Raw genomic sequence first — 12,959 nt, forward strand, 5'->3', positions numbered from 1 at the left:
CTCAAACAATACTACCGTAATATTAAAATGAGCCGTCCTATAATTCAGGACGACTCATTATTTAAGGTTCCACACTTTTTTACCTAGTTCCACACTTTTAACATTGGTACCATACTTTTTTTACTGGTTCCTACTTTTTTATCAATGGACAGGTGTTCGGTGACATTAAAGTTGGTTACTTAGAAACTGAGGTAAATCAAGTCTTTTCTGTCTTTCAGCCCACTTTATTAGTTACATTAAAGTTGGTGTCCAAGAAAACCTCCCAAAAACTCTAATTACATTAAAGTTTGTACTCCGAAATAGTAGAACATTTGAGTAGTCCCTCCTATACTCCCAATGTCTTTATGCATACTGAAGTGCCCTCAGCTGATTTTTATTTGTTATAAGCTCCCATACAATTTCATTTAATACTTCATCTAGTCGACAGCAGATATTTAAGTAAGTCCAATTTTCTATGCTATATTCAAATTCATCATATTGGTAATTAATCATAAATTCATCTCTATAACGTTTTAATAACTTTTGTATAGCTCTAAAATCCCCATGGGCTATTTTATTTCTGAGTTGTCTCATTATCTGAGCAAAATTAACTTTTTTAGTAGTTCCTAATCGTAAATCCTTTAAGAATAGGGGTAGCTTTCTTTCTAATTCTCCAACGGTTCTCCCATTTCCTGAAGGGTTTATGATTAACATTTCAATTAAGGACATCACTTTAAAAATATGGTAAGCATTATAATCGCGATCATGATACATTGAATTTATTATGTAATCTAAAATCCAAAAATCCTCTTCCTTTTGCAAATAATCATCTATCTGTGCTCCTACTTTAACTAATGAAGACATACACTCTTTATTATAGTTTTCAAAATCCAATTGTGAGTTTAACATTGCACGAAAAAAATTCAGAATGCGCGGCTTCTCGTTAAATTCATCTGAAGAAAAAGTTGAAAATGGTATCCTTTTGTTTAACGAGTCCTTCCCTTTACTTGAATTTTGAATTTTATTGCAAAAATTTATGAACTTTAGTGGAAATGAAACTTCACATGTAGGGCTATCCATTGCGTCATTTTTTAATTGTAAATATGAATTTTCAAAATCCAATACATCAATGGCGACAAGATTTCTTGCTATTACTTCTAATTCGGAATTATGGTCCTCTAAAGAAATATTCCATTTCGCCTTTTTGACTAACTCAGCAAGATCATAATTACTAAGCTTACTGTTCTTAAATTCTCTTTTTCCCCATATCTTTAAATTATGTTCATATACTAGCATCTCTTCTAGCATATCGTCCTGCAATCCCTTTATCCAATCACTAGGTGGATTTGATATTCCAACACCTAATTTTTTAGATATAATAGTCGGTTCAATATTTCCATAGAAATTTAAAATAATCATGGTTCACCTCCAAGATCTAGTCACCCTTATTATTACATATAATTATATCTCAGAAGATGGTGAAAATATGGCGAACAGTAATTCTTAAAGCTATAAATAAAAAAAACCGGCCATCCAAAAGGGATAGCCGTTCTTCAGAAACCTTCGTTTAGTCTGCTCGTTTAAAACCATAAGATTCAAGTAATTCCCTGTCTTCTTTACTCAATACCGGCACACCCCAAACCAAAGAATACTTGGCCCTAGTATTTGCAACGTATCCTATACGTCCAGATTCAAGTTCTTTCTCGATCCACTTTTTCCAATGCCCACTCCCTGTATTTTTCAGACTAGAAACCACCATTACACTATCAAAAGCTTGCCCTTTAACTGAATGAATGGTGTTGACTGAAATCAGATTTATTTTATCCGGTATGTTGTAAACAGTAATGTCTTGTTTGGCAGTACCTCTAGGTGAGATCATCTTAGGTATTTCATAAAAACCTCTTTTCTCACTATCACAAATTTCTAAGTTTTGATATGCCTCTTGCACTATACTCAAGAAGTTATTATTGAAGTTCTTGTACCACGTTGAATAATTGATACCATCAAATCTTACTAGATCAGAAACTGCAGAACATCCATTCAAAAAATCTTTGATAAAGATTCTCCATCTATAAGCAGAATCAATAGAACTTGGACAATTATAATTTTTCCTTGTCGTTGCTCCTCCAAACCACCTATGCATATATCTACTTGCAAGCTCTAAAGCTAACATTCGTGATCTTGGTGTATTTTCAATCCAAAGTTGCAGAGCATCTAAGATTAAATGTTTACTTTCTCTAAAATTCGTTTCTAAGTCTAGTTTCATGTTTTGTTGTCGGACTAAAATAGCCGAATTATTAAAGGGTATTTCTACTTCCTTAAGAAATTCTATATACTTTTGCTTCAAAGATGCAAGGTCGCGATATTCTAAATAACAAACACTCTTTTCACCATATTTATCAATCTCCAAACCACGTATAGGTAATAAAACACCTAACAACTTGTTAGATGTGTTTACAATAGAATGGCAACTTCTAAAGTTATCAGTTAAAAAATATTTCTCAAATACAGATAAATATTGTTTGGTGGTTACTGGATCTGCATCCTTAAATTCATATATTGATTGATTAAGATCCCCAACAAAATGAAGAAAAGTACCAGCATTCTTTAATTGATCAAGAATATTAATTTCAATCCATGAGAGATCCTGACATTCATCTACAATAATTAAAGGAAACCTCGCAGCCAGGAGTGCAGCTAAATGATCACTCTTCTTTAAAACTCTATATGCTATATAATTCATATCTTCGAAGTTGGCAAACCCATCCTCAAAAAAAGTTTTCTTTATTTTACCAATTTCATTCTTTATAAATTCAAAACTTAATAAATGTTTATTCCCTTTCTTATCGCGAAAGCTTTGGATAAATTCTTGCACCTCAGTTAACTGATAATAGTCTTTTAATGAAATTTTATAGTTCTCCGAATAATGAATTATGATGTCGTTAACTTTATGATCATAATAAATTTGATTTGCGTATACATCTTGACCTGATGAAGTATAGTTTAAATAAGGAATCTTATATTTCTTTAACCAGTGGTTATCATAAACAGCCAAACTCTTATCAATCAGTCTATAAGAAGTGTCGCCTTCCCTATTTTTATGTTTTGAAAATTTATATCCGAAACTCTGCGCAATAAATCCATGTATGAATCCTGATAAGGTTCCTATATAGTGAGGATACAACGAAGTTAATCCTGAAAAGATTTTCACTCGTTCTTTGATAGTATCAGTCGCCTCATTAGTAAATGTAAGCACCGCAATACCACTATTAGTTGAATGCCATTTCCTGATCTCAAATGCAGCTTTCATTCCAACAACCTCGGTTTTGCCACTCCCTGCACAAGCCTCTAAAAAGATGTTTTCCTTGGCAGGTGAGAGAACATACTTTAGTTGCTGCTCTGTTTTTTCCCTCACTTTACTATCAATAAGTGAAATATAGGAATCCACGGCCTCTTTATTCAAACTCAAAGTATGTATTATTTCCTGCTCCATTTCTTCCTTGTTCATGCTACACCACCACTGCATGACCATATTATTGACTTCTTAATATAATCAGGAATATTAATAATTTTGCTTATATTCAAGTAAATATCATTAACGTTTGATTTTGTAGCATCAACTTTATCCAGTTGCTCTCTTATTTGTGACTCCAAATAGTCTGTTAATTTCTGTGCGTAGATCCCTTTTCCGACCTCATCAGTATCAATATGCTTAAAAATAAATTCAGTATCCTCTCTTAGCTCATGTTCATTATCGTACTTATTATTTTTTAAGGATATTGAAGAGCAACGCTGCTTTACTTTCCCCTCAGTAGGCCATATTTCGCCAATTACTTTTGCCATTAAATTCGTGTTTCTATTTATCGCTAAATCGTATTCAAATGTCTTTAACGGAGAAGAAAATAACCGCCCCCATTCACTCTTATTAATATCATCCATTAATTGAAGTGCACTATTCGCTCCAGCAGGAAATTCACTTGGTAAAGGAAATATATCTTGAAGTTTAGTTAAAGGCTCGTCATCTTTATCTGTTTTCAATTCGCCATTTTTATCATACACAAGTACTTCTAGTTTTGGCGGATCATTATCCGTAATTCCTGAACATAAAATTGGTAAATGTATATCACCAGTGCTACCATCACAATTCGAAAAGAATTTCATGAAATGTTTAAAGTTAATTCCATTGATATTTATCGTAGACACGCCAGCTTCCTCTAGAGATGTTGGTAGTAATGTATCAAAATTATCGAGCGCCGTTTTGTTATATTCAGCTAGTACTATCTTTGCTAATGTTGGTATTAGCATAGCCTCGCTAATACCCTCCACAAGAATTATACCTTTTGAAAATAGCAGTGCAGATTTAGTTACATCTAGCCACCTGTTAATATAGTTTTTGCTTTCTCCTAGATCGATTTCTTTTAACGGAATTGCACTAACCCTCTCTTCCTTCTGTGATATATGAATTAAATTATTTATGTCTATAGAAGAAGCAAGTACTGGAGAATGAGTTGTAATAACGACCTGTAGATTTTCCGAGTTTCGGGTTATGTCTTCTAAATACTTTATGAATTTGACTTGAAGCTGAGGATGCAAATGAGCTTCTGGCTCCTCAATTAATAATACAGTCATCATGTTATTGTCTTTTAATAGCTCAAGCTCTGCAAATACGGTAGCTATATATAAAAAGTTATTATATCCTAAGCTATTAACAGCTATATCCCTAAATTTATCGGAGTCATTCTGCTTTATACCAGGAAAAAACACCATTTTTATACTCTCTACAATTTTGTTAAAAGATGTATCCGCAAATTGAAGATTTATACTCTGACCAAGTCTTTGCCCCAAGGTCTCCTCGAGCTTGTTATTAATATTGATTTTTGCTTTTTCAATTTCATTATATTTATTCTCAACATTACTCGTTATTTGAGAATTAAAATCAGTTACGTTCTTCACAAGTGAATCTTTATTATCACCGTATTGTTTTTTTAGTAACTGGGCTAATCTCGATCTCTTTCCATTAACCAATTTCTCCTCTGCGTCACGAAGAGGCGGGAGATAAATACAATCAATACAATCAAAGGTCTCGTCTTCAAAAATGCTTGATTTTGAAGTTCCTCCCCAAACTTCTTTTTTATAATACCCTTTTCTATTAGGATTCGAATTAATCTCTAAATGTAATTGTGCATTGTAGTCGGCATCACACCAACTTAAAAATGTAACCTGTTCATTTGGACTCAAGGACTCGAGTGTAAGATCTATTCTAATTTCCGGAGCAATATATTGCTTGTCCAATGATATATAGAAATCATCTTCATCTATATTCATATATGAAAACTCGTTCTCTCGCAGAACAAGTCTAAGGGCATTAACAATTGTAGTCTTGCCCGAACCATTTTCTCCAACTAGCACATTGAGTCCTTTGTTTAGTCTTATTTCAGATCTATCTTTAGCATTCTTATATCCTGAAATATAAAACTTAGATATATGCACCTATGTCCCACCCTTCTTTTCTCAACAACAAGTTCCTATTATTAACATTATACGACAAAAAAAGAGAATTCCCTCTTGATACAACAATAAAACTAAGATTAAAGAAAGAAACAACTGAATTGGATAAAATAAGAACCTGCTCTTCATATAGTGCGTAGAGAGTATTTCTACTGAAGAATATAACGGGGAGGCTAATGGAGTAAATATCCAGTAAAAAGAGACTGAATGCAATCAAAGTAAACTGCATTCAGTCTCTCAACATATTGAGGTAGGTTTCATTTTAAATTGCTATCTTTGATATTCCCTCGGAAACATTGATTATTTATATCTATTTCATTTATTATGTCCTTCTTTAATTTATCCGCATACGTCTTTCTTAACCCAGCAATTCGGGCGACTTCCCAAGGTTGCACGGCTGCTCTTTCCTTAGTTAATTCCTTTACCGTTTTCTTAATTCTTCTTTTCTGAAAATGTTCTACAGACTCCACTACTTCATCTAGTGCTTTCTTGGATTCTGGTAATTTATCTATAGCTCTTACAAGTAGAGATTGAATTCTAAGACGCCTTCCAATTTCTGTTTTTGTTACTCGTATTGTATCCTCATCAATAAAAATTTGTTCAGCAATCAAACGGATACTCTCAGCAATTTCTGAATCACGTTGTTTCCAATCAACCCTAATATTAATATGACCATCTCCTAAGGTAGGTAACGGCCTGCTAATATTTTTATCATTCTTTTTTTCAATGATGTTGTTCTTAGAAAGATAGTCAAACATGGAGTCCACTGTCTCTCCTAAAAATCCTAGAATCAAAATATGTCTTAATGGATGACACGTCACTCTTGGTGAACGGAGTACTTTATGAAACCATGTATACTCATCACCTACAATAACTTTGCAGTTCAAACTACTTAAAAAGCTTTCACTGTAGAATTGATTAAATTTTGAAATTAATTCAATCCATCTGATTCTCTCTGATTTAGTTATTAAGTCTTTTTCCTTAAGTTTCATTATGTAATATTGCCTCAATCGCTCTAACCCAACTGAACTCACTTTGCTCTTTAATAAATAATACGATTGTTCTGCAATAAACTGATTATGGTCTGAGTTCAATAACTCAACGGCACTCTTCTGAAAATAATGATCATTAGTAAGATAACTGCTCAAAGTCACCATTGCATGCTTATGTCTTTGATTAGTTTCTACATTAGAAAGTTGTAAATGGCACCCATGCTTAAAACATATAGAGATGCTATCTGCTTGGTGAGACCTATGCCAATATGCCTCCCCATATATTTTTTCATCATCAATTACGCAGCTGGAGCAAAATTTTAGAACTTTCGCTTTTTTCATTTCACTCGCTGTTATACCAAGTAACATATAGACAGAAGTTCCGTTGCCGTACATCATAATATCTTTTAATTTTTCATATCTTTCAATCGGAATAAACTTCGCATAGTAAGGAAGGAATGTATTATCTTCTATAAACTCAGATGGAGTGTACGTATTAGGACGGGGTAATCTTTCACATAGATGCTGCAGATGTGTAGGAAATAACTTTGTTGCACAAATATTCGTAGAACCAAACATTTCTAACATTGATATTTTCGGGTTCTCATTCCCTGATATCCAGTGATAGCGTGCCATCACACTATAAAAGAGTTCATCATCATATGTAGTTGGAAAAAATATCATACCCCTCACTCCACCTAAGTAGTATTGGTAGTATCTATTCTTTCCATTTACAACTTTTTAAAACTCTTAATTTTTATTGTATTAGAGCGTTTCTCTCTTCTAGAAATCTAATTATCTCTTTTTCTATTTCAATATTCTCTTCAGCATCCACTTGATAAAAGGCAGCCGTAGCAGATTTAAATAGATAAATGTTCATTGATGTAATGCCACGACTAACTAATTTTCTATAAAATCTCGGTATGCTTCTGATTAGGAAGTCTTTTCTGGACTCAATATACTGTTCTATCTCTTGATAACTTAATGGAAGTAATGGAGCCCTGTAAGTTTTTAGTCTATTACGGTCAGTAGTCTCCAAAAGATTACACACTGTTTGTTTTGTAATTCGAAAAGGGTAGTTCGGATCAATATCTTTAGCAACATTCTTGATTTTAATTAAAAGTTCTTTGTCTAATTGAGCAAAATCTATTTTTCGTGCTTTTTTATTAATTTCTGGTAATCTCGCTTGTAACCATTCTCTATCATGTTTTATTAACCATTCGTACACAGCTATATTTTCATTTCGTATTTTTTTACGATTTTCCAAACCTTTTTTTAAAATGCTAACCATCTTATCTCGTGTATCATTTAGTCTTGCAATGTCTTTTTCTTTATTTCTTTCTTGAGGTCTCAAATTACCTATTTCGATTTCAGGTATTAAATTATTATCTTTATAAGTTGTAATTTTGTAATCTATACCGTTAGAGCCTCTAAACATAGTGGAGCAACCACATTTATGACAGGAATATTTCAACCTATAAACATCGGCACTATAGCCAATTTTCCTTACACATTTTCTTATTAGTGGTATATTATAGTTTTTACAGCGATTATTTTTACAAGCCCATGGTCCATTCCCATAAAATATTGGAGAGGAGATCCCCTCCCTATCAAGAAAAATTATTTCTAATGAACTAGCAAAAAAGCGGATAAGAAGTAAATAAAATGATATGAAATTTGATAAAGATTCTCGTTTAAACAACTGTGCAAAGAAATAGGTGGTTGAAATTTCATCTACTGAAATATTCACCTTCTCAAGGGTATTAGCAGAGTAATAATCTATAAAATCAGCAATCATTTTTTTCTTATAAAAGTTATTTTTTAAACCAATATACCTTCCCTTATATAAAAATTCTATTAATTGATGGTATAGAACATCAACACTTACCTCCATATACCGTTCTCTTAGTAAGACTAAATCATTGAACAGTTGATACTGAAACCTCACTATTTCATCAGCATCATTTACCTTAACTACTTTCAATGCACTCCCGCAGTCACAATATTTAGTTTTCAAAAGCACTCCTGAACTTGCATTTGCATAGTCCTCTCTACATTCAGGGCATTCTGTCACTAACAATACATTATGTTTCGGACATGATTTAAGAAAATCAACTTGATGGCCTCTATGTACATATAATTCACCATATATCTCTTCGTCTTCAGAAACGCATAGAGGGCAGTATTTTATTTCTTTAGACAACACTGATTGAGTTGTACTTTGAGAAAAACCATCAAATACATTTTGGTTATAACTTTCACCGCTAATGATTTTTAGAGTTCTGTTAATACGCTCAGGCATATAAAAAACCTGATAAAGACCGTACCATGTATGCTGATATAGAAGTGAATCTTTGGAAAAGGTATTGCCTATAGGCAGCTTATCTATTAGATAATTAAGTTTCCTTGGGAATACTGTTTGTTTATATGAATTTATACCAAAAAGCTCGAATTTACTTTCAGAAAAATCTGCATTAGCTGAACGTAAATGATATCTGAATATAATGCTCCGAAAGTCTTCATCAGGAAAAGGTTCTGGAAACATAAGAATACGTTTCATCAAATCCTTCCTCTCAGGGCGAAATCATTTAATTCGTCACAACCTCTGACAAGTCCACGCTCTTCAAGTGATTCTTCAGTAGTCATTCCTCGTTGATGACCAACCTTGACCACAAAACGAATATCCTTCTCCTCAAGGGCCGGCTTACGCCTATTTCGCAACTTTTTTTGTTGCGGCAGGCTTTCAGCAGAATCATTCCCCCCCTCTTTTTGGTCAGTTATCTTTATGTCTAAAGCTAATCGAGCTAATTCAGCAAACATATTATCAATATCACCTTTACCATCACTTGCATCACAGACCTGATTAGCAAGAGTCTCCGCTATACTCCTTGATTTAACAATATGAAATGCGAAAGATGTTAATTGCTCCAGCAACTCATTTTTATTCCTCTGTTGCAGAGCTCTTTGCTGTTGTTCAGCTAGATTTCCATGAACCTTTATTCGATGACTTGCTTCCTGAATGTAACCTCTTAAGGGAAGCCAATCAGGTTGGATATCTTCTAATTGGTTATACCCTTCGGCATCTCCACTCCGTATCTTCTGGAAAATAGGCTGTAGTAGTCTCAAGCTTCTTCCTGCAACCTCATTTATGAGATTAACTGTGATTGACTCTGTCCCCCCACTTACAATTGCCCTAGACTGAACATGCATAAAAAGCTTAACGGCAATATCCGGAATCCCCATACTGTGATAATACATAGTATCCAAAATCTCTTCAGTCATTTTCGTAAATGTCTTTGTGTATTGACTATCCCATAAGTTATGAATAAATTCTCCCCACTCCCAACTCTCTTTTAACATGTATCCTGTTATGTTCTCAGAAAATTCGTCCGGTATACCGCGGCGGGTATTTGCCAATGAATTATTAAATAAATACAAGGCTTTATATGAGCCAATTAAAACCGTTGGAATACCTATTGTATTAACTAATTCAGTGATGAAATCAATCATGTCCTCTTCACCACCGGAATAAGCTTTTTGAATTTTTTGTATTTCATCTATGACGAGTACACCAAGATTAATCTGAGTAGCGACTTTTATCATTCTTCTAGCATGTGAATCTAATCTTCCTTTTTTTTCACCGAATTTTTCGTAGAAATCTGTCCCCAATAGCCGATCTACTTCGTAATAAAAGTTTTTACATAAAGCACCGACCGATTTATTAAAGGGACACTCAATTTTCAACCACACAATTTGTGTGTACGGTAACTTCCGACCATTGTATTCAGAATGATGTATAACTTGAGGAAATAGTTGTGTTAACATTCTTTCATATACTTTTGATTTTCCCGATCCACTGATTGCAATTTCCACATGACTTTGAGCTGTTTGCACATTCCCTGCTAAATTTGCACCATTTTCATCTATTCCAGCCTTGAAAATATTGTCCCATCCTAATGCAAACTGCCTATTATACATAGCGTGCATCGGGTTTCTAGATTGATATCCTATTTTAATCATAGTGTATAAGTTTCTATACTTATCATAGTGTGCAGGATATGGGAGCCAAAAGCTTGGTTTTATTTGTTGGACAAATTCTAATCTATCCTCAATGCTTAATAATTCGTAGTCTTCAATTATAGGAGGTACAGAATGTAGTGCATCAATAAATTCTTCCTCGTTTAATCGGTTTGGTATTGCCTCAATAAACGGGTTACCCTGATTTTGAGGAAGAATCTGAGTAATGTAGTTAGCCATACAATGAGTGCCTTTTAAGTTAGTATATTCTTCATTCATCAAGGTCACGTTTTACCCTCCTCTCACTAATTCGTCTTGAAAATAGCGTTTGAGCATCATCATAAAAGTCACTGGTTCTCGTTTCTTCGAGCTTTGCGTCTTGATTTATATGAATTAATCTTCCTAGATCTGCATCATGATTCTTTTGACTCCCCTCACTGGTATTAGTCCAAGCGTATTCCGCCCCCCATCTTCCCTTATCTACTTTTCTATGCTCACGTTTATCCTTTTGTTTAGCATAAAAACTCATTTCCGCCGTCTCTTTTTTTGTTTCGGTCGTTGCAGATCTAGTAAGTGCCTGTGAAAATGCATGTAACTCTGAATTATGTTGTTTCTCGTTCCGTTCCTGCAGCTTAATTTGTTCCTTTCGATACTTCATGATCATTGATATTTCATCAAAATGCAGATCCTTATATTCTTGATATTTTGAAGTAAGTATACATTGAATTAAATTACCATCTTTATGTTTATAGTAAATACTGCTGCAATTTCTAGGGTCATATGTAACCTCTATATACTTGCTACCCTTGCCCCCTTTTTCCTCAAACCAACCTTCCTTTAATCCTATCTCACAGGTATAACATAATCCTTTGAACTCAATTCCGAATCTCGAAACCTTTGCTTGTTCCCGAGGCATTAGATTATAACGAATGAGGTTTCTTGATTTTTCATGAAGAAGTTTTTTTCCGCTCCCCCAATTCCAAACTTTGAGTGGTGTTAGTTCTACGCCCTCTTCAAACATTTCTTTTGTTGGGAGATATTCGCGATTAAGGGCACTCTTGTTATACGTCAAAAAGAAAACAATTAAAAACTGATTGAATTCTTCAATAGTAAGTGCTGCATCTTTAGCCGGATCTCTATCTCCTCTAACAAGTGGCTTAGAACCAATACCTGCAGGTAATAACTGCCTAATTGTCTCATTTGTAATTCTAAACCGTCTTTCTACGAATGGCTTCAAATCTCCCCTATAGGACGGTGCATTTAGAACATCAACTTCAAGATTCACGAATTTTTCCGCATTCTTCCCCTTCAGTTCTCCTCTATCACAGACTAATTTGCGTGGTAAATAATGACATGGCCAATCTTCCGCTTCAATTTGCATATTATATCTGGCACAGTTTTCAACTTTATTAGTTACAGCATTCTCTAATGCAACCATAGCTTCAATCCAGGACGGTGATGCTAAGCTTACGTGGTACCCTACAACAAGAAGACTGAAGACATCTATTACAATATATAGAGTTGGTCTTCCCAGAATTGTTTTCCGATCAAATGAAACTAATGAAATATCTGCTGGTGTGGAGTCGATTTCGAATAACGCACCAATGGAAGTAGCTCTTTCAGATGCATTTCCTTGCAAGGGCCTTACATCAATTGACGCTCTACGTTTTCCATGTCTGTTTGCGTACCTTTTTGAAAATGAAGTATCTTTTTGATACCAATATCTAAATTGACGAAGTGTGGGGGATTTTTCAGGGTTTACTATAGGCACTCTAACACCAAACTTCCTATAGAAGCCACGTTTGTAGAATGTTTCACACATATGCTCATAAGTGGTCTTAATATCCATATTCCTTCGAATATGGAACAAGCGAATTGCAGAGAGAAAAATCTCCTTATCCATTTCAGTGACCAAAAAAGTATTCCCATCTTGAGAGCGAGCTCCCGGTTTATTTTGATATGTCCGCTCTCTTCCAGGAGCTCCACAATCAAAATAATTATCTAACAATCCATTTCTCGTTTTTCCGTAAAACCAATACTTTTTTAAATAATCCCTTATCACTTTTTTTGCTTTACCTGACTTCAAATGCGCTTCTGTTATCAACCTTCCTCTTGAGTCAGAAATATAAATATCTGGTTCTTGGGAAACAATATCTTTAATGATTTCCCATCTGTTATCTCTATTATTTTTATATTTTTCAAGGTAAGAATCTTCAGGTGAAATCAACCTTAAATCAGTCTCCATTGCACTTATTCGACTTTTTTGTTCAGATATTTCTTCTATTAAATCTTCATAGTTCAGAAAAAATGGTAGATCTATTTCACGAGAATTATCAATGTTTATAACAACAATATAATTTTCTTCTTCCCATACCCATAACACTCTAAGTAAGGCTACTGTTTCATTTTCATCGTTCAATCGCTCAATAATCGTATTCTCAACAATAAGCATCGATAAGCATC

7 protein-coding genes are annotated in these 12,959 nt (G+C 34.0%); all 7 read right to left on the minus strand.

Going from position 1 to position 12,959, the window contains the following annotated elements; translation table 11 throughout:
- Positions 1 to 342 precede the first annotated feature (342 nt).
- On the minus strand, positions 343 to 1,398 hold the full coding sequence (locus tag C2I18_RS08885) for a hypothetical protein (protein ID WP_249900872.1): 1,056 nt from the start codon (positions 1,396 to 1,398) through the stop codon (positions 343 to 345).
- 148 nt (positions 1,399 to 1,546) lie between these two features.
- Entirely contained in the window at positions 1,547 to 3,487 is a 1,941-nt protein-coding gene (locus tag C2I18_RS08890) for a UvrD-helicase domain-containing protein (protein ID WP_249900873.1), read from the minus strand.
- A complete protein-coding gene (locus C2I18_RS08895) occupies positions 3,484 to 5,469 on the minus strand; it encodes an ATP-dependent nuclease (protein ID WP_249900874.1) in 1,986 nt (661 codons plus the stop codon). Before C2I18_RS08895 ends, C2I18_RS08890 begins: the two co-directional genes overlap by 4 nt.
- A gap of 275 nt (positions 5,470 to 5,744) precedes the next feature.
- Complete coding sequence (locus C2I18_RS08900; protein ID WP_249900875.1) at positions 5,745 to 7,163, minus strand: TnsD family Tn7-like transposition protein; 1,419 nt, start codon at positions 7,161 to 7,163, stop codon at positions 5,745 to 5,747.
- Between the two features lie 73 nt (positions 7,164 to 7,236).
- Positions 7,237 to 9,039, minus strand: a complete 1,803-nt coding sequence (locus tag C2I18_RS08905; protein ID WP_249900877.1) for a TnsD family Tn7-like transposition protein — start codon at positions 9,037 to 9,039, stop codon at positions 7,237 to 7,239.
- The gene (locus tag C2I18_RS08910) at positions 9,039 to 10,775 is read right to left on the minus strand and encodes an ATP-binding protein (RefSeq protein WP_249902053.1); all 1,737 of its coding nucleotides are present in this window, start codon (positions 10,773 to 10,775) and stop codon (positions 9,039 to 9,041) included. The genes C2I18_RS08905 and C2I18_RS08910 overlap by 1 nt, the downstream gene beginning before the upstream one ends.
- On the minus strand, positions 10,768 to 12,948 hold the full coding sequence (locus C2I18_RS08915) for a Mu transposase C-terminal domain-containing protein (RefSeq protein WP_249900878.1): 2,181 nt from the start codon (positions 12,946 to 12,948) through the stop codon (positions 10,768 to 10,770). The genes C2I18_RS08910 and C2I18_RS08915 overlap by 8 nt, the downstream gene beginning before the upstream one ends.
- Positions 12,949 to 12,959: the final 11 nt, after the last annotated feature.

Source organism: Paenibacillus sp. PK3_47, assembly GCF_023520895.1.
In the GTDB taxonomy this organism is placed as follows: domain Bacteria; phylum Bacillota; class Bacilli; order Paenibacillales; family Paenibacillaceae; genus Paenibacillus_AQ.

Coding starts and splice junctions, on each gene's coding strand:
- C2I18_RS08915 (WP_249900878.1), bottom strand. CDS start 12,948: ATGCTTATTGTTGAGAATACGATTATTGAGCGATTGAACGATGAAAAT.
- C2I18_RS08900 (WP_249900875.1), bottom strand. CDS start 7,163: ATGATATTTTTTCCAACTACATATGATGATGAACTCTTTTATAGTGTG.
- C2I18_RS08910 (WP_249902053.1), bottom strand. CDS start 10,775: ATGAATGAAGAATATACTAACTTAAAAGGCACTCATTGTATGGCTAAC.
- C2I18_RS08890 (WP_249900873.1), bottom strand. CDS start 3,487: ATGAACAAGGAAGAAATGGAGCAGGAAATAATACATACTTTGAGTTTG.
- C2I18_RS08905 (WP_249900877.1), bottom strand. CDS start 9,039: ATGAAACGTATTCTTATGTTTCCAGAACCTTTTCCTGATGAAGACTTT.
- C2I18_RS08885 (WP_249900872.1), bottom strand. CDS start 1,398: ATGATTATTTTAAATTTCTATGGAAATATTGAACCGACTATTATATCT.